The 20,636-nt window shown below is 63.5% G+C and carries 17 protein-coding genes; 10 read left to right on the top strand and 7 right to left on the bottom strand.

All coding sequences use genetic code 11. The features are described 5' to 3' along the window. The gene (locus CDPAHKCJ_RS04025; RefSeq protein ID WP_166018770.1) at window positions 1-1,305 is read left to right on the top strand and encodes a TRAP transporter large permease subunit; all 1,305 of its coding nucleotides are present in this window, start codon (window positions 1-3) and stop codon (window positions 1,303-1,305) included. A gap of 366 nt (window positions 1,306-1,671) precedes the next feature. On the opposite strand, the gene CDPAHKCJ_RS04030 is transcribed toward CDPAHKCJ_RS04025, so the two are convergent. From CDPAHKCJ_RS04030 to CDPAHKCJ_RS04040, 3 genes are all read right to left on the bottom strand, one after another. Next, complete coding sequence (locus CDPAHKCJ_RS04030) at window positions 1,672-1,848, bottom strand: hypothetical protein (RefSeq protein WP_166018771.1); 177 nt, start codon at window positions 1,846-1,848, stop codon at window positions 1,672-1,674. Window positions 1,849-2,059: 211 nt separating this feature from the next. Further along, window positions 2,060-3,625, bottom strand: a complete 1,566-nt coding sequence (locus CDPAHKCJ_RS04035; RefSeq protein ID WP_205700781.1) for a glycine betaine ABC transporter substrate-binding protein — start codon at window positions 3,623-3,625, stop codon at window positions 2,060-2,062. A gap of 8 nt (window positions 3,626-3,633) precedes the next feature. Next, the gene (locus CDPAHKCJ_RS04040) at window positions 3,634-4,374 is read right to left on the bottom strand and encodes an ATP-binding cassette domain-containing protein (protein WP_166018772.1); all 741 of its coding nucleotides are present in this window, start codon (window positions 4,372-4,374) and stop codon (window positions 3,634-3,636) included. A gap of 531 nt (window positions 4,375-4,905) precedes the next feature. Here CDPAHKCJ_RS04040 and CDPAHKCJ_RS04045 point away from each other — a divergent pair. The 6 genes from CDPAHKCJ_RS04045 (at window position 4,906) to CDPAHKCJ_RS04070 (ending at window position 12,611) form a co-directional block, all read left to right on the top strand. Further along, the gene (locus CDPAHKCJ_RS04045; protein WP_043331338.1) at window positions 4,906-6,075 is read left to right on the top strand and encodes an isovaleryl-CoA dehydrogenase; all 1,170 of its coding nucleotides are present in this window, start codon (window positions 4,906-4,908) and stop codon (window positions 6,073-6,075) included. A 55-nt stretch (window positions 6,076-6,130) separates the two neighbouring features. After that, window positions 6,131-7,738 (top strand): carboxyl transferase domain-containing protein, encoded by a 1,608-nt coding sequence (locus tag CDPAHKCJ_RS04050; RefSeq protein ID WP_166018773.1) that lies wholly within the window; start codon window positions 6,131-6,133, stop codon window positions 7,736-7,738. 83 nt (window positions 7,739-7,821) lie between these two features. Then, window positions 7,822-8,661, top strand: coding sequence for an enoyl-CoA hydratase-related protein (locus CDPAHKCJ_RS04055; RefSeq protein ID WP_166018774.1), 840 nt, complete (start codon window positions 7,822-7,824; stop codon window positions 8,659-8,661). 150 nt (window positions 8,662-8,811) lie between these two features. Continuing rightward, on the top strand, window positions 8,812-11,082 hold the full coding sequence (locus tag CDPAHKCJ_RS04060; RefSeq protein WP_166018775.1) for an acetyl/propionyl/methylcrotonyl-CoA carboxylase subunit alpha: 2,271 nt from the start codon (window positions 8,812-8,814) through the stop codon (window positions 11,080-11,082). A gap of 5 nt (window positions 11,083-11,087) precedes the next feature. Next, on the top strand, window positions 11,088-12,029 hold the full coding sequence (locus tag CDPAHKCJ_RS04065) for a hydroxymethylglutaryl-CoA lyase (RefSeq protein ID WP_166018776.1): 942 nt from the start codon (window positions 11,088-11,090) through the stop codon (window positions 12,027-12,029). Window positions 12,030-12,275: 246 nt separating this feature from the next. Then, complete coding sequence (locus CDPAHKCJ_RS04070; protein WP_166018777.1) at window positions 12,276-12,611, top strand: zinc ribbon domain-containing protein YjdM; 336 nt, start codon at window positions 12,276-12,278, stop codon at window positions 12,609-12,611. A 188-nt stretch (window positions 12,612-12,799) separates the two neighbouring features. Here CDPAHKCJ_RS04070 and CDPAHKCJ_RS04075 read toward each other — a convergent pair whose 3' ends face one another. Further along, window positions 12,800-13,168 carry a hypothetical protein gene (locus CDPAHKCJ_RS04075; RefSeq protein ID WP_166018778.1) on the bottom strand — a complete coding sequence of 123 codons (369 nt, stop codon included), beginning with the start codon at window positions 13,166-13,168 and terminating at the stop codon, window positions 12,800-12,802. Between the two features lie 480 nt (window positions 13,169-13,648). Here CDPAHKCJ_RS04075 and CDPAHKCJ_RS04080 point away from each other — a divergent pair, with 480 nt between their 5' ends. Then, a complete protein-coding gene (locus tag CDPAHKCJ_RS04080; RefSeq protein ID WP_166018779.1) occupies window positions 13,649-14,503 on the top strand; it encodes an SDR family oxidoreductase in 855 nt (284 codons plus the stop codon). Window positions 14,504-14,662: 159 nt separating this feature from the next. Here the strand turns inward: CDPAHKCJ_RS04080 and trxC are convergent, their stop codons facing one another. From trxC to CDPAHKCJ_RS04095, 3 genes are all read right to left on the bottom strand, one after another. Further along, the gene (gene trxC / locus CDPAHKCJ_RS04085; protein ID WP_166018780.1) at window positions 14,663-15,100 is read right to left on the bottom strand and encodes a thioredoxin TrxC; all 438 of its coding nucleotides are present in this window, start codon (window positions 15,098-15,100) and stop codon (window positions 14,663-14,665) included. A gap of 261 nt (window positions 15,101-15,361) precedes the next feature. After that, window positions 15,362-16,429 carry a putative sulfate exporter family transporter gene (locus CDPAHKCJ_RS04090; protein WP_346773890.1) on the bottom strand — a complete coding sequence of 356 codons (1,068 nt, stop codon included), beginning with the start codon at window positions 16,427-16,429 and terminating at the stop codon, window positions 15,362-15,364. A 79-nt stretch (window positions 16,430-16,508) separates the two neighbouring features. Then, window positions 16,509-18,152, bottom strand: coding sequence for a choline dehydrogenase (locus tag CDPAHKCJ_RS04095; protein ID WP_166018781.1), 1,644 nt, complete (start codon window positions 18,150-18,152; stop codon window positions 16,509-16,511). 673 nt (window positions 18,153-18,825) lie between these two features. Between CDPAHKCJ_RS04095 and dctP the strand changes: the two genes are divergently transcribed. After that, complete coding sequence (gene dctP / locus CDPAHKCJ_RS04100) at window positions 18,826-20,052, top strand: TRAP transporter substrate-binding protein DctP (RefSeq protein ID WP_200017382.1); 1,227 nt, start codon at window positions 18,826-18,828, stop codon at window positions 20,050-20,052. Continuing rightward, on the top strand, window positions 20,052-20,633 hold the full coding sequence (locus tag CDPAHKCJ_RS04105; RefSeq protein WP_166018782.1) for a TRAP transporter small permease: 582 nt from the start codon (window positions 20,052-20,054) through the stop codon (window positions 20,631-20,633). The genes dctP and CDPAHKCJ_RS04105 overlap by 1 nt, the downstream gene beginning before the upstream one ends. The last annotated feature ends 3 nt before the right edge of the window (window positions 20,634-20,636 follow it).

The raw sequence follows: 20,636 nt of genomic DNA on the forward strand, positions 1-20,636 counted from the left end.
ATGCTGACACTCATCCTCGTCACTCTACTGGCTCTCGCCTTGCTGCTCGGCAGCGGCGTGTGGGTCGCCTTCTCGCTGATCGGCACCGGCTGGATCGTGCTGACCTTCTTCTCCACCTTCGAGACCGGCCCGATCCTGGCCTCCGACTTCTGGGGTGCCAGCTATGGCTGGGACCTGACCGCCCTGCCGATGTTCGTGTGGATGGGCGAGATCCTGTTCCGCTCCGGACTCGCCGACAACATGTTCCGCGCGCTGGCACCGTGGCTGAATCGCCTGCCGGGCCGTCTGCTGCACTCCAACATCATCGGCAGCGGGCTGTTCGCCGCCGTGTGCGGCTCCTCCGCCGCCACCTGTGCCACCGTCGGCAAGATGACCCTGCCGGAGCTTGAGCGCCGCGGCTACGACAGCAACCTGGCCATCGGTACCCTCGCCAGCGCCTCGACCCTCGGCCTGCTGATTCCGCCGTCGATCATGATGATCGTCTACGGCGTGGTCACCGAGCAGTCCATCTCGCGTCTGTTCATCGCCGGTGTCCTGCCGGGCATGCTGCTGCTGGCCCTGTTCATGGGCTATCTGGCGATCTGGTCGAAGGTCGTCGGTGAGCCGCAGGGCCGCGCCGGCCATGACGAGCCGCACATGGGCTTCATGGCCAAGCTGCGCAACAGCGCCCAGCTGATTCCGCTGCTGGCACTCATCGGCGGCATCCTCGGCAGCATCTACGGTGGCCTGGCGTCACCCACCGAAGCGGCCGCGGTCGGCGTGGTACTGTCGCTGATCATCGCGCGCCTCAACGGCCACATGACCGCCGCCACCTTCAAGGAATCGCTGTTCGCGGCGCTGCGCACCTCGTGCATGATCGCCTTCATCATCGCCGGTGCCTCCTTCCTGTCCTCGGCGATGAGCTTCACCCAGATTCCGATGCAGCTGGCCGAAGGCATCGCCACCCTGGGTCTGTCGCCGACCATGCTGCTGGTGGTGCTGACGCTGTTCCTGCTGATCCTGGGCTGCTTCCTCGACGGCATCTCGCTGATCCTGCTGGTGACCTCCATCATCATGCCGGTCATCGAAGCCGCCGGTTTCGATCTGATCTGGTTCGGTATGTACCTGATCATCGTGGTCGAGATGTCGCAGATCACCCCGCCGGTTGGCTTCAACCTGTTCGTGATCCAGAGCCTGACCGGCAAGGACATCATCACCATCACCAAGGCGACGCTGCCGTTCTTCCTGCTGATGATCTTCTCCATCGTGCTGATGCACGTCTTCCCGGAGATCGTGCTCTATCTGCCGCAGGCCATGAACGGCTGATCATCTGACCCCCGATGCCATGGATGGCAGCTGGTAGCCCTTCCAGACTCAGGAACCGCAGCTGTCGGCACCTCTATCGGTCGCCTCTTGTCTCAAGGGCGCCGAGCGTCACGGCAGACATACGGTGACGTGCTTGCAGACCTCCCCTCGGGGAGGTCTTTTTTATGTCGCCTGCCCAGCGCTCGCCGCTCGCAAAGCACTGCGACTGAAAGCATCGCGACTCAAAGCATCGCGACGGAAAGCACCGTCCTCGCACACACAGCTCAGCTCAGATCGGTACACGGACATGCACACAAAAAAGCCGCCCCTTCCTTGCCGTGAGGCAGAAAGGGGCGGCTTTTTCGTCAACCGACAGGCGAGGCTAGATCAGGACAGATGATCCGCCGGTGCGCTGGCCGGGGTGTCGATCATCGCGTGACCCTTGCCACCACCGCCACCGCCGCCGTGACCACCATGGCCGTGGCCATGACCGAACAGACCACAACCACTCAGGGCCAGAGTCGCCGCGACCAGTGCAATCGGAAACAGATTTTTGATACGCATGAGTCTCTCCTTCAAGGGGGTAGAGGCTGCTGCAAGGCCGAGTCATCCAGGATGGCACGACGCTGTCTGCAAGCCCTTACGTTCCCCTTCACATTACTCTGATCGACGACCAACGTTAAACCTTCGCAGCAGGCTTCCTTTTTTACTGCACGCCTTGTACAGGAGTTGCGACATGATTGTCGTGTAATGTACTACGCCGTTTTTCTCCAGCTCAGCGCGACTTCAGCCCGCGCATATGCGCCGGTATCACCAGGCGCTCGAACAGCTCGAACAGCAGCTCGGCACAGATGGCCAGCAATGCCGCGGGAATCGCCCCGTAGAGCACCAGATCATAGTCATTGAGCGAAAGCCCGGTGACGATCGGCTCGCCCAGCCCACCGGCGCCGATGAAGGCCGCCAGCGTCGCGGTACCGATATTGATGATGGCGGCGGTCTTGATGCCGGTGAGCAGATTGGGCGTCGCCAGCGGCAGGATGACATGACGCAGCTGCTCGCGACGCGTCAGACCCATGCCACGTGCCACCTTGACCAGCAACGGGTCCACCGTCAGCAGCGCGGTGATGGCCGCGCGGATGATCGGCAGCAAGGAGTAGACGAACAGCGCGATCACCGCCGGTACCACCCCGATCCCGAACAGCGGAATCATCAAAGCCAGCAGCGCGATGGAGGGGATGGTCTGCAAAAGGCCAGTGACATAGAGCACCACCCGAGAGACCTTCGGATTGCGATAGACAAGCAAGGACAGCGGCAGGCCGACCAGACACGCCAGCAGCAATGCGGACAGCGTCAACTGCAGGTGCTCGATCAGATTGGTACCCAGCTTGTCCCACTTGGCGCCACTGACTTCACGCTGCTCGGTGGTGATGCCCTGCTCCTGAATGAAGCGACTGGCAACCTGGGCGAAGCTCTGTTCATCGGTGGAGACGCGGGCGTTGAGCGCCTGCATGCTGTCTTCATCGAGACTCCCCGCCAGCTGATTGAGCGCCGCGACGGCATCTTCCGGCAAGGCGGCATTCACGAAGGGCACCGCCAGATACTCGGGGAAGTAGCCCTTGTCATCTTCCAGCAGCACGAAGTCGAAGCGCTTGATGTCGCCCTCGGTGGAGTAGGCATCGGTGGCATCGATCTTGCTCTCGCGCAGCGCCTGATAGGCGATACCGTGCTCGATGCCACGCGGCACCTGGGAAAGCCCGTATTCCGCGGCCAGTCCCGGCCAGCCATCCGGCCGCTTGATGAACTCATGCGACATCGCGACGGAGAGATCCGGGTGATCGGCCATATCGCCGATGGTGCTGATGCCCAGCGATTCGGCCTGATCGCGGCGCATGCTGACGGCATAGGTGTTGTTGAAGCCCAGCGGCTCGAGTACGCGCAGGCCCTGCTCGCGACTCAGCTCATCAAGCTTCTCGAGCGAAGGCACATCATCCAGCTTGAGAATGGCGTGGGCCAGGGTGCCGGTGTATTCGGGATAGACATCCAGCTCGCCTTCCGCCAGCCCCTGATAGGTGATGATGGTCTGCCCCAGTCCCAGACGGCGCTCGACCGTGAAGCCGGCGTCCTCCAGCACCTGCGCGAATATCTCGCCCAGCAGATGGCCTTCGCGGTCCGCCTTCGAGCCGACCACGATCGGCTTGTCCTCGGGCCATGCCGCGGCTTCCTCTTCCGCGCTGACAAGCGGGCTGCTCACCAGTGCTCCCAGACTCGCAAGCGCCAGGCCGGCAACCATCAGCGCGCCAGACAGCCCGCGGCGCGAGCGTTGCAGGACGGGAGTCGTCATCAGCGTCTTCATGCGCGTGCCTCCAGCAGTCGGGCCACGCGCTCATCCGCTGGCGATGTGGTGATGGTGTCGGGGCTGGCGGCCTGCAGTATCACGCCGGGCGCCATCACCACCATGTGATCGGAGAGGCTCAGTGCCTCATTCATGTCATGGGTCACCATCACCACGCTGCGCGGCTCCTCTTTCTGCATGCGCTGGAACTGGGCATGCACCTCGATGCGCGTGATCGGGTCGACGGCCGAGAAGGCCTCATCGAGCAGCAACAACGGTGGCTCCAGCATCATGGCGCGACACAGGCCGACGCGCTGGGCCTGACCGCCGGAAATCTCGTGGGGATAGCGCGTCAGCAGCGCCATGTCGAGATCCATCATCTGGAACAGCCGCGCGATACGCGCCTTGACGCGCTCGTCGCTCCAGCCTTCGCGGTCAGCGAGAATGGCGACGTTGTCGCGCACGCTGAGATGGGGAAAGAGACCGATCTGCTGAACGGCATAGCCGATGCGTCGACGCATGGCTGGCAGGTTGGCGTAATCGACGGCGGCGCCGAATACCTTGACCTCGCCTTCATCCGGGCGGATCAGGCCGTTGATCAGCTGCAGCAGGGTCGATTTGCCACAGCCGCTGGCACCGACCAGGGCGGTGATACGGTCACGCGGCAGTTCAAGATCAATGCCTTCAAACAGGCGCTGACCGGCAAAGCCCTTGTGCAGGCCGCTGAAGCGGACTGCCGGGGCGGTGTCATCACTCATCGAGTAGGTCCTTCTAGGCAGGTGAGCATGAGTCTGGAATGGCGGAAAGCGCTGGCGAGTCAGCGCACTTGCACACTGGAGCGTGCCGGTGACACCAGGCAGGCGAGGGGATGCTCCCCACTGACGCCCTCACGACTTCCTCAATCAACAGTGACTACAGCGTCTCAGCTTATCAAGTCACCCCGGCGATGCCGGAGCAAATTCGTTTGCTGAGTGACTTTCTCTCAATGACCTTCTCGACCTGACTTCTCATAACTCAGCTCCTCTACCTGACACTCCCCTTCTCGAGTCTCCCTGCTGACCTGCTGCCGCAAGCCCTGCGACCTTGGTCAAAGCGGCTCACAATGACCTTTACGTTAACGTCAACTTTGACCTAGAGTAATTTCCATCACATGCCAAGGCGGCCCATGTCGGGCGGACTTGACAAGCCCTTCGCGACAGACCGTTTGCGACAGACCGTTCACCATCAGGTCATCACAGCCCCTGGCGGGCCTTGCTCATCGCGCCTAACCGTCTACAGGATGCCAGATCATGCACAGCCTCTATTCACCGCTGGATTTCGGACTCGACGAGACACACACCCTGCTGCGTGAGCAGGTCAACGCCTTTGCCCGCGACGAGATCGCGCCGCGCGCCGCCGAGATCGATGCCAGCAATGCCTTCCCCGATGACCTGTGGCAGAAGTTCGGCGACATGGGCCTGCTCGGCATCACCGTGCCCGACGAGGACGGCGGCAGCGGCATGGGCTATCTGGCGCACTGCATCGCGATGGAAGAGATCTCGCGTGCCAGCGCCTCGGTGGCGCTCTCCTACGGCGCGCATTCCAACCTGTGCGTGAATCAGATCAAGCTCAACGGCACTGCCGAGCAGAAGGCACGTTATCTGCCGAAACTGATGAGTGGCGAGCATGTCGGCGCGCTGGCGATGTCCGAACCCGGCGCCGGCTCTGATGTGGTCTCGATGCAGCTCAAGGCCGAGCTGCGCGGCGATCACTATGTGCTCAACGGCAACAAGATGTGGATCACCAACGGTCCGGATGCCCATACCCTGGTGGTCTACGCGAAGACCGACCCGGACGCCGGCTCCAAGGGCATCACCGCCTTCATCATCGAGCGTGATTTCCCTGGCTTCTCCACCGCCCAGAAGCTCGACAAGCTCGGCATGCGCGGCTCCAACACATGCGAGCTGGTCTTCCAGGATTGTCAGGTGCCGGTCGAGAACGTGCTGGGCGAGGTCAATCGTGGCGTCAAGGTGCTGATGCGCGGGCTCGATTTCGAGCGCACCGTGCTGGCCGCCGGCCCCATCGGCATCATGCAGGCCTGCATGGATATCGTGGTGCCCTACCTGCATGAGCGCCGCCAGTTCGGCCAGGCCATCGGTGAATTCCAGCTGGTGCAGGGCAAGGTCGCCGACATGTACACCACGCTCAATGCCTGTCGCGCCTATCTATATGCGGTCGCCAACGCCTGTGATCGCGGCCAGACCTCACGCAAGGACGCCGCGGGCGTGATTCTCTACTGCGCCGAGAAGGCCACCCAGATGGCGCTGGATGCCATCCAGCTGCTCGGCGGCAACGGCTACATCAACGAGTACGCCACCGGACGCCTGCTGCGAGACGCCAAGCTTTACGAGATCGGCGCCGGCACCAGCGAGATTCGCCGCATGCTGATCGGGCGTGAACTGTTCAACGAGAGCGCCTGACACCTCTCTTCATCCCCTACTCTTTTCGTATCCCTTCGCCGCTGGAGCTTGCCCGATGGCCATACTGACCTCCCTGATCAATCCGCGCAGTGACCAGTTCCGCGCCAATGAAGCGGCGATGCAGGCCGAGGTCGATCGCCTGCACCAGCTGCTGGAGACCGTCGCGGCCGGTGGCGGTGACAAGGCGCGTGAGCGTCACGAGTCGCGCGGCAAGCTGTTCGTGCGCGAACGCATCGACCACCTGATCGATGAAGGCTCGCCCTTCCTCGAACTCTCTGCGCTGGCGGCCCACGACGTCTACGACAGCCCTGTCCCCGGCGCGGGCCTGGTCACCGGCATCGGCCGCATCAGCGGCGTGGAGTGCGTCATCGTCGCCAACGACGCCACCGTCAAGGGTGGCACCTACTTCCCGATGACGGCCAAGAAGCATCTGCGCGCCCAGGAGATCGCCCGCAAGCATCGCCTGCCGTGTCTCTATCTGGTCGATTCCGGCGGCGCGCACCTGCCCCACCAGGACGAGGTCTTCCCGGACCGCGACCACTTCGGCCGCATCTTCTACAACCAGGCCACGCTGTCTGCCGAGGGTATCCCGCAGATCGCCGTGGTGATGGGCTCGTGCACCGCCGGCGGCGCCTATGTGCCAGCGATGGCGGACGAATCCATCATCGTGCGCGAGCAAGGCACCATCTTCCTGGCGGGGCCGCCGCTGGTGAAGGCCGCCACCGGTGAGGACATCAGCGCCGAAGCGCTGGGCGGTGCCGAGGTGCACTGCAGGATCAGCGGCGTGGCCGACCATCTGGCCGACAACGACGCCCATGCCCTGCAGCTGGCTCGCCGTGCCGTGTCGCGCCTCAACTGGCAACGCAAGGGCCAGCTCGCGCTGCGCGAATCGCGTCCACCACGCCTGGACCCGCAGGAGCTCTACGGCATCGTCGGCACGGATCTCAAGAAGCCCTACGACGTGCGCGAGGTGATCGGCCGTCTGGTGGATGATTCGGACTTCGACGAGTTCAAGCGCGAATACGGTGAGACGCTGGTCACCGGCTTCGCGCACCTGCATGGCCATCCGGTCGGCATCCTCGCCAACAATGGCGTGCTGTTCTCGGAAAGCGCCCTCAAGGGCGCACACTTCATCGAGCTGTGCACCCAGCGCCGGATTCCGCTGATCTTCCTGCAGAACATCACCGGCTTCATGGTCGGCTCGCGTTATGAGCACGAAGGCATCGCCAAGCACGGCGCCAAGCTGGTGGCGGCGGTAGCCTGCGCCAGGGTACCCAAGTTCACGGTACTGATCGGCGGCAGTTTCGGCGCGGGCAACTACGGCATGTGCGGGCGCGCCTATGACCCCAACCTGCTGTTCATGTGGCCCAACTCGCGCATCTCGGTGATGGGCGGCGAGCAGGCCGCCAACGTGCTGGCACAGGTCAAGCGCGACCAGCATGCCCGCGAGGGGCGCGAGTGGCCCGCCGAGGAAGAGGAGGCCTTCAAGGCGCCGATACGCGAGCAGTACGAGCGTCAGGGTCATCCGACCTACGCCAGTGCGCGCCTGTGGGATGACGGTGTGATCGACCCGCTGCAGACCCGCGACATCCTTGGTCTGTCACTGGCCGCGGCCATGAATGCCGAGATCGAGGACAGTCGCTTCGGTGTGCTTCGCATGTAACCCGTCAAGCGCTACAACGATGATTGTGGCCTGCACCGAACACAAGTAGTCATCTTGAAGCTAACAGAATGGAAGAAAGCACGATGAAAGAGCCTCGCCAATCGAGTCGCCTCGAGATAGATCAACACGGCGTCGCCCGCCTCACTCTGCTGCGCCCCGAGGTGCACAACGCCTTCGATGATCTGCTGATTACGGAGCTGAATCAGCACCTGGAGAGCCTGCACGCCAGGGCGAGTCGCGATGAAGTGCGTGTGGTGGTGCTGGCCTCCGAGGGCAAGAGCTTCTCGGCCGGCGCCGACCTCAAGTGGATGCAGCGCATGGTCGAGTATTCGCTGGAGGATAACCTTGCCGACTCACGCGAGCTTGCGCGACTGATGCAGCTGCTCGATGAGCTGCCTTGCCCCAGCATGTGTCGTGTCCAGGGCGCCACCTTCGGCGGTGCCGTCGGCCTGGCGGCCTGCTGCGACATCGTGATTGCCGCCGAGCGCGCACGCTTCTGTCTTTCCGAAGTGCGCATCGGCCTGGCACCGGCCGTCATCAGCCCCTACGTGCAGCGCGCCATCGGCTCACGCCAGATGCGCCGTTATGCGCTCAGCGCCGAGGTGATCGACAGTGTTACCGCGCAGCGCATTGGCCTGGTCCACGAGACCTGCCCCGATGAGCTACTGGAGGCGCGCGTCACGGAGATGGTGCAGACCCTGCTGGCCACCTCGCCTGCCGCCAGTCGCGCCACCAAGGCGCTGCTCAGCGAGGTCGCTCAGGCCCCAGCCAGCGCCGCGACCCGTGAACGCTGCTGCGAGGTGATCAGCCAGCTGCGCGTCAGCGAACAGGGCCAGGCCGGACTGGCCGCCTTCTTCGCCGGCACGCCGGCGCCCTGGGTGCCGAGCGAGAACCAAACACCCCAAACGCCCAAGTCCTCGTGATCACCAAAGGCCTGAAGCCGCTGACGACATGTCGCCAGAGGCACTGGTCATCACTCTCGGCCATCAATCTCGGCCATGCCTGCCGGATTTTTTCTCAAGAGCTTTTCTCTTCCCGATTTCCCTAGCCACCTTCGCCACAGGACGCTTGCCATGAACGCCAACCGCGAGACAGACCAGACCCTCCCCGCCGGTTGCGGCGAGATCCGCAAGCTGCTGGTCGCCAACCGGGGCGAGATCGCCGTACGTGTGATGCGCACCGCTCGCGCGATGGGCATCCAGACAGTGGCGGTCTACTCCGATGCCGACGCCGATGCCCTGCATGTGCGCGAGGCTGATGAGGCCGTGCGCCTCGGCCCCGCCAGTGCAGGTGAAAGTTACCTGGACATCGACAAGGTGATTGCCGCCGCGCGCAAAAGCGGTGCCGATGCCGTGCACCCCGGCTATGGCTTCCTGTCCGAGAACGCCGCCTTCGTCAGTGCGTTGGCCGAGGCCGGCATCATCTTCGTCGGCCCGCCCCAGAGCGCAATCGCCGACATGGGCGACAAGTCGGCCGCCAAGATGCGCATGCAGGCGGCCAATGTGCCGCTGGTGCCCGGCTACCACGGCGATGACCAGCAGGATGCGCTGTTGCAGGCCGAAGCGGACCGCATGGGCTATCCGGTGCTGATCAAGGCCTGCGCCGGCGGTGGCGGCAAGGGCATGCGCGTGGTCGAGAGCGCGCGGGAATTTTCAGCGGCGCTGGCCAGCTGTCGTCGTGAATCCCGCGCCGCCTTCGGTGACGAGCGCATGCTGATCGAGAAATACCTGACCCAGCCACGCCACGTCGAAGTCCAGGTGTTCTGCGACAGCTACGGCAGCGGTGTCTATCTGTTCGAGCGCGATTGCAGTGTCCAGCGTCGCCACCAGAAGGTGCTGGAAGAGGCGCCCGCGCCGGGGCTGACGCCGTCGCTGCGCCGTGAGATGGGCGAGGCCGCCGTGCGGGCAGCGCGCGAGATCGGCTATGTCGGTGCCGGCACCATCGAGTTTCTGCTCGACGCGCCGCAACCGGGCAGCGAAAGTCATGGCGCCTTCTACTTCATGGAGATGAACACCCGCCTGCAGGTCGAGCACCCGGTGACCGAGATGATCACCGGCGAAGACCTCGTCGAATGGCAGCTGCGCATCGCACGCGGTGAGCGCCTGCCGCGTCAGCAGGATGAACTGACCTTGAGCGGCCACAGCTTCGAGGCGCGCCTCTACGCCGAAGACCCGGACAACGATTTCCTGCCCGCCACCGGTGTGCTGGAACGCTTCCGGCTGGATCTGGCGGGTGGCGGACTGAACGCCCAACGGGTACGCTTGGACAGCGGCGTCGCCGAGGGCGATGAAGTCTCGATGCATTACGACCCGATGCTGGCCAAGCTGATCAGCTACGGTCCGACTCGTGAACAGGCCCTCGAGACACTGCTGCGCGCACTGGCGGCGCTGGAAGTGCGCGGCGTCACCACCAACCGTGCCTTCCTGTCCCGCCTGGCCGGTCATGCTGACTTCCGCGCCGCCGAGCTGGATACCCGCTTCATCGAACGCCATCACGACAGCCTGTTCCCCAGCGCGACGCTGGATCACGACAGCCTCGCGGCCAGTGCCTTGCTGGCGCTCTCGCGCCTGAATGAGCAAGCGAGCCACGCAACACATTCGAGCAGCACATCACATTCGCGCCAAGCGCCCTGCGCCAGCCCGTGGGAGCGCCGCGATGGCTGGCGCAATGGCCTGCCATATCAGGTGCGCCTGGCGCTGTGTCTGCCCGCTGACGCCGACGCCGATGAGCGCAGCGACAAGGTGGCGCATATCATCGCGCGCCGCCCGGTAACGCATGCCTCCCTGGCGAATACGCACACCTCAAATACATCATCGATGAGCGATTCGCACGGCGACTGGCAGATTGAAGTGACCACTCACTGCGGAGATAAGAGACAGACCACAAGTCATCTCGGCCGACTCACTCGCCTTGAAGGCAACGCCATCGCCGTGACGCTGGATGGCTATCGTCGTCGCTTCCAGGCAAGCCACGCGCCGGCGCGCGGCGGTGAAGTGCTGGTGCTGTCGTCAGCGCAGCACAGCCAGTCCGGCAGCACTCCACAGAGGGAATCACGCCTGCTGTGGCGGCGCGCCGATGCCGTGGACCACGCGCGCCACGAGACCCAGGCGACCCTGAATGCGCCGATGAATGGCACCGTGGTCGCGCAGCTGGTCGCGCCGGGCAGCCATGTCCCGCAGGGCACGCCCTTGATGGTGATAGAGGCGATGAAGATGGAGCACACTCTCAATGCCCCCGCCGATGGCGAGGTCGCCCAGTTTCACTTCTCGGCCGGTGACAGCGTGGTCCAGGGCGATGTGCTGCTCGAATTCACGGCCGCGCAGGTCGAGACGGACAAGGAGTAGTCAGCATGCACTTTCCCCGCAAGGTACGCATCGTCGAGGTCGGCGCGCGCGACGGACTGCAGAACGAGTCGGTGCCGGTCGCGACTGCCACCAAGCTTGAGTTGATCCGGCGTCTGAGCGACAGCGGTCTTGCGCATGTCGAGGCCGCCAGTTTCGTCTCGCCCAGGTGGGTGCCGCAGATGGCCGATCACCGCGAGATCATGCTGGCGCTGCGCGACGGCCACGCCAATTCAACAACAACCAAGTCAACAACCACCAAGTCAGCGACCACTTACTCCGCTCTCACCCCCAACATGAAGGGTCTTGAGGCGGCGCTGGAGTGTGGTGTGCGCGAGGTGGCCGTGTTCGGCTCGGCCAGCGAGTCCTTCTCGCAGCGCAACATCAACTGCTCGATCGCCGAGTCGCTTGAACGCTTTGCGCCGGTGATGGAACACGCCCTCAAGGCCGGTGTGCGTGTGCGCGGCTATGTCTCCTGCGTGCTCGGCTGCCCCTATGAAGGCGAGATAGCCCCCGTCGAGGTGGCTGCCGTCGCTCGCGAGCTCAAGGCCATGGGCTGCTACGAGGTGTCGCTGGGTGACACCATCGGCGTCGGCACCCCGCTCAAGGCCAAGCACATGCTGGAGCAGGTCAGTCGCGAGGTGCCGATCGCGCAGCTCGCCGCCCACTTTCACGACACCTACGGCCAGGCGCTCGCCAACCTCTACGCCGTGCTGGAAGAAGGCATCGCGGTGATCGACAGCTCCGTGGCGGGCCTGGGCGGCTGCCCCTACGCCAAGGGTGCCTCGGGCAATGTCGCCAGCGAAGACGTGCTCTATCTGCTTGAGGGCATGGGCATCGAGACAGGGGTGGACCTGGCAGCGCTGGCACAGACCGGCGACTGGATCAGCCGTGTGCTGGGGCGACCGAATGGCTCACGCGTCGGTCAGGCGCTGATGGCCAGTGGCTGAAGGCGAGTGGATAGAAGCGAGTGGCTGAGAGCGATCTGCGTGAGACGCTGGCAAGACCAGCACGGCGCGCACCGATTGCGACCAAGGGCCGCACTGGATGGTCGCTGTCACGGAATCGGTGTAGGCTTGCCGCCGTTCGCGCACCGCTTGAGCCCGATGCGCGCCTTCCAACACCCTGTCTCTTCCTGAACCTTGACCCGTGTGCTTGCCGGGAAAAGCGCGAGAGACTGATTTCAGGACACCGTGATGAGCGCCCTTCCGAACTGCCCGGCCTGCAATTCCGAATACACCTACGACGACGGCATGCAGTACGTCTGCCCTGAATGTGCCCATGAGTGGTCCAAGGAAGCCGCCGTCGAGGAAGCCGGTCCGGTATTCCGCGATGCCAACGGCAACGAGCTGATCGATGGCGATACCGTCACCGTCATCAAGGACCTGAAGATCAAGGGCACCTCCTCCGTCGTCAAGGTCGGCACCAAGGTCAAGAACATCCGCCTGGTGGATGGCGATCACGACATCGACTGCAAGATCGATGGCGTCGGTCCGATGAAGCTCAAGTCGATGTTCGTCAAGAAAGCCTGATCGCTCTACTTGCCTGACACGACGATGCCCCGCCTGCGCCATGTGCGCGACGGGGCATCGTCGTTTGCGGACTGTCGTTTGTGGACTGTCGTTTCCAGCCCGCCATTTCCGGCTTGCCGAGGCGCCTTGCCCAGCCCGCTCTGGCCAGCCCTGTCCCGCACCAGCCCACCACCCCAGCAAGTGCTCACTCACTCCTCAGGCGACGTCTTGTCCAGCGGCGTGACCTTGGACAGGCGTATGCGGCGCTGACCGCCGACCTCGAATTCAAAGCGGCCACTTACCTGGACCTCGCGCCCGATATAGGCACCGATGCGCTCCGGGGGCAGCAGTTCCAGGCGCTGCTGTCCTTCGCCTTCCAGCCAGTAGCGGTTGGGCACGTCTTCGCTGCGCACCCTGCCCTGCACGGCCACCTGCTCGCCCTGCCAGGCCTCGGAGTGTTCCAGCAGCGTCGCCACGCTGGTAGGGCGCGGGCCATTGACGCCATCGCATCCCGCCCCGGCCATCAGCATCACCGCCACGGCCACCATCGCCAGCCAGTGTTGCATCCCCTTGTTCATCTTCATTCCTCGCGCGACTGATACTTCATCGGGGGCTACCCGCTCGCTCATCCACTCGCTTGCGGCTTGAGGGGACTCGGGCAACGGCCCGGCAGTCGAGTTCCTCGCCCCTCGCGTCGAATGGCGATATCTCGTGGTCACCCAGACGCACCTGACGCCTGACGTGGACTCATGCACAGTCTGACAGCTGCCACGCGAGGCGATAACTCCCTGACCAATAGAATCAGCCATCAGGATCAGTCCTCAACGCAGGCCGTGAGGCGCCGCGCCACCCTTGAGCCCCATCACGACTCTGAGGCCTGTCATGCTGAGGCATGGTCGCCGCGCGGTGTCTGCATGCACCGCCCTTGTCTCGCGCGCCCGCCGCACCTATATCATTGCCCGCAGGGACACGCTGCGTCATCGACGAGACATGAGTGAAACGCTTCGTCACAACACCCTGCCCACAACGCCCTGCCGGCACCCCATCAGGAGAATGACATGAAGACAGCCAAGGTGGCCTATATCACCGGCGGTGCTCAAGGCATCGGCCGCGGCATCAGCGACTACCTGCTCGCCCAAGGCTGGCGCGTGGCCGTGGCGGATATCGATGCCGAGGCAGGCCAGCAATATCGGGAGATGAAGAAGCGACAGGCGAGCGGGCTTGCACAGGAGCCTGCAGCGCCGCCGGGGGATCTCGCACAACGCTCGGCAGCGCCACTTGGCGAGCTGTCCACAGATGACATCGGTGAACGTCTGCGCGTCTTCACGCTGGATGTGCGTGACGAGAAATCCGTGGCCGCCAGCATCGCGGCTACCTGCGAGGCCTTCGGCCGGCTGGACGCGGTGATCAACAATGCCGCGATCGCCGATCCCTTCCAGGGCCAGCTTGAGGAGCTGTCGCTTGAGCGCTGGCATCAGGTACTCGACACCAGCCTGACCAGCAGTTTTCTGACCGCCAAGCATGCGGCGCGGCATCTGCGCGAGACCGGCGGCAGCATCGTCAATCTGGCCTCCAGCCGCGCCCTGCAGTCCGAACCGCACAGCGAAGCCTACGCCGCCAGCAAGGGCGGCATCGTCGCCCTCACCCATGCCATGGCGATGAGTCTGGGGCCGGAGATTCGCGTCAATGCGGTCAGCCCGGGCTGGATCGATGCAAGCCGTCTGCAGAAGGACGGTGAGGCCGAGCCGCTGAGTGACGAAGACCACGCTCAGCACCCCGTCGGGCGCGTCGGCCATGTCGATGACATCGCCGCGCTGGTGGCCTTCCTGATCTCGGACAAGGCCGGCTTCATCACCGGCCAGAATCATGTCGTCGATGGCGGCATGACGCGCAAGATGGTTTACGTCGACTGATACGACAAGGCCGACTGAGACGACAGGGCCGACTGAGACGACAGGGCCGACCGAGATGACAACGCCTGACGCGATTGCACGTCAGGCGTTGTCAGTTCTTGAGCTGCGTCCGGGTTTCCCTGAACGCTCAACTGCGGACTTCTCTCGCGCGGGCCGGGGTCACACCGCGTGCGGTGCCAGCCACTGCTTGAGCTGACCGGCCTGCATCACGCCGGATTCACGTGCCAGCTCCTTGCCCTGCTTCATCACCAGCAGCGTCGGAATGCTGCGGATGCCGAAGCGACCGGCCAGCGCCTGCTGGGCTTCGGTGTCGATCTTGGCGAAACGCACACGGGTACCCATCTGCGCCGCGACTTCATTGAAGATCGGTCCCATCATCTTGCATGGGCCACACCAGCTGGCCCAGAAGTCGATGACCACGGGCATTTCACTGCGCACCACCAGGGCCTCGAAGTTGTCGCTGGTCAGTTCCAGCGGCTCCTGGGGCAACACGGCGGCGCTGCACTTGCCGCAGCTGGGGGTGTCATCCAGACGCGCAGTGGCCACACGATTGAGAGCGAGACATTGCGGACAGGCCAGCACGAGGGATTCAGACATGATCGGACTCCAGAAGAATGGGGATGCGGCGCGCTGCGCTGACGACTCAGCGCCAGACGCGTACCGATAAGCGCAGATCATACGACTCGTGGGCCGATAAGCAATTGAGCCACCTTATCGCCCTGATTGGCTGGCTATATGAGCCCGCCTGATCTGAACACTCGCCTGACCTGAACGAACTGAACGTCCCCCCTGTCCTCAACCTGAAGAGCCCCGCCAGTCTTGGCAGGGCCCTGGACACTCAGCACACATGGGTGTCCATCAGATGCTGGCCAGCCCGAACTTGATGCACAGCGTCACCAGCACCAGCAGGAAGAGGGTTTCCACCACCATCAGGATCACCGGCTTCCAGCCCACCACCGCCAGCTTCTGGAACGACGTCTTGACGCCCAGCGCGGCAATCGCCGCCACCAGACACCAGCGCGACAGGTCGGTGAAGCCTTCCACGGCGACACTCGGCACCCAGCCGAGGCTGTTGATCAGCACCAGTGCCACGAAGGCGATCAGGAAGGTGGGGAACATCGGCACCTTGCCGCCCTCATCGCCATTGGCCTGGCGCGCACTGCGGAACAGCAGCATGAAGACCATCACCGCCGGCACCAGCATCGCCACGCGCAGCAACTTGACGAAGGTCGAGACGTCCCCGGTGTGCTCGGAAATGATGTAGCCCGCGCCCACCACCTGAGCCACGTCATGGATGGTGCCGCCGAGGAAGATGCCGGCCTCGGCATCATCCAGCCCCAGCAATCTGACGATCAGCGGATAGGTGATCATCGCCACGGTCGAGAGGGTCGTCACCCCGACCACGGTCATGATGGTGTGACGCTCGCTGGTGGCGTTGCGCGGCATCACCGCCGACAGCGCCAGCGCCGCCGAGGCACCGCAGATGGCCACCGAGCCACCGGTCAATAGCCCCATGTCGCGGTCCAGCCCCATCACGCGGGCCAGCAGCGCGCCGAACAGGATGGTCGCCACCACCCCGAGCACCACCGTGATCACCGGGCCGAGACCGAGACTCGCGACCTGCTCCAGCGTGATGCGCACGCCCAGCAGGGCCACGCCGAGGCGCAGTACCGTCCTGGAGGCGAACTCGATGCCCGCCTTGCACGGCCCCTCCTCGGAGAGAAAATGCAGCGACATGCCGAACAGCAGCGCATAGAGCAGCGTCGGGCCGCCGTAATGGTCGGCGATGAAGGTGGTCGCCAGCGCGATGATGATGCAGATCAGAAGGCCCGGCATGATGATGCGCACGCGCCCTTCCAGGGTCCGCCACAGGCTGGTGGGCGGAGCGGGTGTGTCGTGCAGTGATGAACTGTTGTCAATGGCCACGCGAATTCCTCAATCAGACCAGCAAGCGGTGACGGGCAAGCTGCCCCGCCGCGATGTGTCGTACAGGCCCGAAGGCCTGCTAGCTGGCCTGGGCCATGTTCACCTGGGCGGCCTTGATCATGTCGGCGGCCTTCTCGGCGATCATGATGGTCGGCGCATTGGTATTGCCGGACACGATTACCGGCATGATCGAGGCATCCACCACGCGCAAGCCGTGCAGGCCATGGACACGCAGCTCGTCATCCACCACCGCCAGCGCATCCTGGCCCATCTTGCAGGTGCCCGCCGGGTGATAGATGGTCTGGCTGAACTGACGCGCGGCTTCCAGCAGCTGCTCATCGCTCTGGTAGTGCGCGCCCGGCACATACTCCTCGCTGATCACCGAGGCCAACGGCGCTGCCTGGGCGATACGCCGCGCCACCTTGATGGCATCGACCACCACGCGGCGGTCTTCCTCGGCGCTGAGATAGTTGGGCTGGATGGAAGGGTAGATGCTGGCGTCGGCGCTGGTGATGCGCACCTGGCCGCGGCTGTGCGGGCGCAGCTGGCACACCGAGGACGTGAACGCCGAGAACGGATGCACGCCATCGGCGGGCTTGTCGGCACTCAACGGCTGCATGTGGAACTGGATATCAGGGCGCGTCAGCCCCTCGCGCGACTGGGTGAAGGCGCACACCTGACTGGCCGCCAGCGTCAGCGGGCCGGTGCGCGTGAAGAGGTACTGGGTACCGACCGCCAGCTTCTTGAGCGGATGACGCACCTCGTCATTGAGGGTGCGGCACTGGGTCTTGAACACCAGCCGTACCTGCAGATGATCCTGCAGGTTTTCCCCGACACCCGGCAGCGCGTGCAGGCAGTCGACGCCGACACTGGCCAGATGCTCGGGCTCACCGATACCGGAGCACTGCAGAATCTGCGGGCTGCCGATGGCGCCGCTGGACAGCAGCACCTCGCGCTCGGCACGCGCCGTGTGGATCGTGCCCTTCACCTCGTATTCCACTCCCACCGCACGCTTGCCTTCCAGCAACACGCGACGACAGTGCGCATGCTTGACCAGCGTCAGATTGCTGCGTGTAAGCGCCGGGCGCAGGAAAGCCCTGGCCGTGCTGCAGCGCAGGCCCTTGTAGGTGGTCTGCTGGAAATAGCCGACCCCTTCCTGGCGCTCGCCATTGACGTCCTGGTTGAGCGGAATCCCCGCCTCCACCGCCGCCTCGATGAAGCGCTCCGCGATCTCGCGCTTGAGGCGCAGGTCAGAGACATGCAGTGGCCCATCGGTGCCGTGCCACTCATCTGCGCCGCGCGCCTGACACTCCGACTTGCGGAAGTACGGCAGCACTGACTTGAAGTCCCAGCCCTTGTTGCCTGCCGCCGCCCAGTCGTCGTAGTCCTCATGCTGACCACGGATATACAGCAGCCCATTGAGCGAGCTGGAACCGCCCAGCACCTTGCCCCGCGGCCACTGCAGCCGACGACCATTGATGCCCTTGTCAGGGTCGGTGAGATAGCACCAGTCGGTGGCCGGGTTGTGCATCGTCTTGAAGTAGCCCACCGGCACATGAATCCACGGATTCCAGTCCGAGCCGCCGGCTTCCAGCAGCAGGACCTTGATGGAGGGGTCTTCGCTTAGACGATTGGCTAGCACGCAACCGGCTGAACCCGCTCCGATCACGATGTAGTCATAGGCGGCTGATGCGTCTGCATTGGCGTAACGTGTTGTTTTCATTATTTTATATACCATATCGAGACATATTGTCTCATAATAATGGTATCAAAATTGAAATTCGTCAAATACGAAACACAGCGTCTCAATATCTTTGCCAAAGCTGAAAAAGTGCCCTACATTGAGATTTGAAACGCCGGTAACGGTACTTTTCGTCTCGTTATACGACCAACTATGTAAGACGAACTAGCGAGAACGATACAGACCGCCAACATGGGCAATCACCATAGAGGCCAGAAGCAGGGCTCATGGGCGCTGGAGAGGTGCTTGAGGAGAGTTTGAGAAGAGTCTGGAAAGGGCTTGAGGAGACTCTGAAGAGACTTTGGGAGTTTTGGAGAGGCTTTGAAGAAATAGCGGATATGTCTGACAAGCGCTCCGGCATTCTCTTAAGAGACACGCTCTAAACAGGCACTGCGAAAACGCCTGACACATAAAGACGGCCAAATAAAGACGGCCAAATAAAGACGGCCAAATCAGGACAGCAAATAAGGACGGATAAACAAGCACTTGGCTAAAGAAGTGATCAACGAACGGCTTGCCAGACAAGCAGCGGAAGCAAGCCCCGCACCGCAAGACCCATAACAACGCCAACACAGGGCGAGTGATACGACATCACTTCCCGGCCGCCAGGCCTGCATCCCACCACAAAAGCAAACACAATACCGGGAGCACTACCATGCCATCGCCACTCAGCAAGTTGTCACGCCGTGACTTTCTCGACATCTCGGGCCGCTTCGGTCTGACCTCGACCCTGCTGGCCGCCACCGGCCTCGGCGCAGGTCTTACCGCGTCCACGCTGGCGCGTGCCGCCGATCAGGAGCAGCAGAAACGCTACAAGACTGCGCCCAAGTTCCAGCTGCGCTTCGGTGCCTCGGGCTTCAACGAGCGCAATCTCGATATCCAGAAGTCCGGCCAGCTGTTCTTCGCGCGGGATCTGGAAGAACGCACCAACGGCGCCATCCGCGTCGAGTTCATGGGCAGCAACGAGGTCTGCAACCAGCTGGACTGCGTCGGCAAGACCCAGCAGGGCATCGTCGATATCTACTCGGCCTCCACCCAGAATTCCTCGGGCAGCGCGCCGTATCTGAACGTGCTCGATTTCGCCTACCTGTTCCCCACCGTCGCCTCGATGTTCCACTTCTTCTATCACAAGAAGAGTGAGCAGCTGCTGCGCGAACCGCTGCGCCAGCGCCACAACCTCCAGTTCCTGTTCACCCACTGTGACCTGCGCGGCATCATGCTCGGCCTCAAGTGGCAGGACAGACCGCTGGTCACCAGCATCGATGATCTCAAGGGCACCAAGAATCGCGTCACCGGCACCCAGATGGGCCGTATCGCGATGGAACAGCTGGGCCTGAACCCGGTGCCGGTCGCCTGGGAAGAGACCCTCGATGGCCTGCGCCAGGGCCTGCTGGATGGCGCCGAGACATGGATGAGCGCCGTGGCCTACGCCGGCATGGCACCAGTGGTATCCCAGGCGGTCGACCTGCGCTTCTTCGCCGGCACCGAACACACCGGCATGAGCCTGCCCAAGTTCGACAGCCTCGGCGCCGAACTGCAGGACCAGGTGATGGAGTCCGCCTACTGCGCGCAGATCTTCACCCAGGGCATGAACGAGGCCGGGCGCTTCGAGATCGTCGGTGCCACCGAACACCCCGCCGCCGGTACCGTCTTCGCCGAGAACAACGTGCGCGTGGCACCGCTGTCGGATGCCGAGCGCTCACGCGCCGAGCAGATGTGCTCGCCGGAATTCAATCCCGAGCCGTGGGAGCAGTGGCGCGAACGCCTCAACAAGTGGTCCGGCGGTCTCGATATCTATCAGGAAATCCATGATGTCGCGCGCGAGATTCCGCGTGATATCGCCGCCGTCAACGTCAAGCCGCAGCGCTGGTGGAGGGGGTAATGGGCGATACCACCATCTTCAGTCAACCGACCAAGCAATCTGCCCTCAAGAAGGCCGCGCCCTGGGCGCGTCCCTTCCTGTGGCTGGATGCCCATCTGGAACAGGTCGTCATCCTGATCGCCTATTCCGGCATGGCCGGCATCATCTTCGTCGAAGTCATCCGGCGCTTCTTCTTCGGCCTGCAGGCCCCCTGGAGCACCAGCATTCCTGTGCTGCTGTTTCTGTGGCTGACCTGGTTCGGCGCCTCGCTCAACGTCAAGAAGCGCACCCACCTGAGCCTCAACGAGATTCGCATGAAGCTGCCACGCACTGGCCAGTTCGCCTGCCTGATCCTCGATGCCGTGCTGTGGATCAGCTTCGGGCTGATGGTGATCTACTTCACCACCACCCAGGTAACGCTGGCCTACGACAACTACGCCATCGTGCCGGGCACCGACAACGTCATGCAGTGGTGGTTCTACCTCGCCACGCCGCTGGCGTGGGTGATGATCATCTATCGCGTACTGCAGAACCTCTACGCCGACTGGGCGCGCTATCGCCGCGGCGATTCCTTCAACCTGCAACCGTCCATCATGGACTGAGGA

The organism is Cobetia sp. MB87 (assembly GCF_011319755.1).
In the GTDB taxonomy this organism is placed as follows: domain Bacteria; phylum Pseudomonadota; class Gammaproteobacteria; order Pseudomonadales; family Halomonadaceae; genus Cobetia.

Excerpts from the sequence above, each read along its gene's own strand:
- CDPAHKCJ_RS04035 (WP_205700781.1), bottom strand. The coding sequence starts at position 3,625 with ATGACGACTCCCGTCCTGCAACGCTCGCGCCGCGGGCTGTCTGGCGCG.
- CDPAHKCJ_RS04075 (WP_166018778.1), bottom strand. The coding sequence starts at position 13,168 with ATGAACAAGGGGATGCAACACTGGCTGGCGATGGTGGCCGTGGCGGTG.
- dctP (WP_200017382.1), top strand. The coding sequence starts at position 18,826 with ATGCCATCGCCACTCAGCAAGTTGTCACGCCGTGACTTTCTCGACATC.
- CDPAHKCJ_RS04050 (WP_166018773.1), top strand. The coding sequence starts at position 6,131 with ATGGCCATACTGACCTCCCTGATCAATCCGCGCAGTGACCAGTTCCGC.
- CDPAHKCJ_RS04025 (WP_166018770.1), top strand. The coding sequence starts at position 1 with ATGCTGACACTCATCCTCGTCACTCTACTGGCTCTCGCCTTGCTGCTC.
- CDPAHKCJ_RS04040 (WP_166018772.1), bottom strand. The coding sequence starts at position 4,374 with ATGAGTGATGACACCGCCCCGGCAGTCCGCTTCAGCGGCCTGCACAAG.
- CDPAHKCJ_RS04080 (WP_166018779.1), top strand. The coding sequence starts at position 13,649 with ATGAAGACAGCCAAGGTGGCCTATATCACCGGCGGTGCTCAAGGCATC.
- CDPAHKCJ_RS04095 (WP_166018781.1), bottom strand. The coding sequence starts at position 18,152 with ATGAAAACAACACGTTACGCCAATGCAGACGCATCAGCCGCCTATGAC.
- CDPAHKCJ_RS04045 (WP_043331338.1), top strand. The coding sequence starts at position 4,906 with ATGCACAGCCTCTATTCACCGCTGGATTTCGGACTCGACGAGACACAC.
- CDPAHKCJ_RS04055 (WP_166018774.1), top strand. The coding sequence starts at position 7,822 with ATGAAAGAGCCTCGCCAATCGAGTCGCCTCGAGATAGATCAACACGGC.
- CDPAHKCJ_RS04030 (WP_166018771.1), bottom strand. The coding sequence starts at position 1,848 with ATGCGTATCAAAAATCTGTTTCCGATTGCACTGGTCGCGGCGACTCTG.
- CDPAHKCJ_RS04060 (WP_166018775.1), top strand. The coding sequence starts at position 8,812 with ATGAACGCCAACCGCGAGACAGACCAGACCCTCCCCGCCGGTTGCGGC.
- CDPAHKCJ_RS04105 (WP_166018782.1), top strand. The coding sequence starts at position 20,052 with ATGGGCGATACCACCATCTTCAGTCAACCGACCAAGCAATCTGCCCTC.
- CDPAHKCJ_RS04070 (WP_166018777.1), top strand. The coding sequence starts at position 12,276 with ATGAGCGCCCTTCCGAACTGCCCGGCCTGCAATTCCGAATACACCTAC.
- trxC (WP_166018780.1), bottom strand. The coding sequence starts at position 15,100 with ATGTCTGAATCCCTCGTGCTGGCCTGTCCGCAATGTCTCGCTCTCAAT.
- CDPAHKCJ_RS04065 (WP_166018776.1), top strand. The coding sequence starts at position 11,088 with ATGCACTTTCCCCGCAAGGTACGCATCGTCGAGGTCGGCGCGCGCGAC.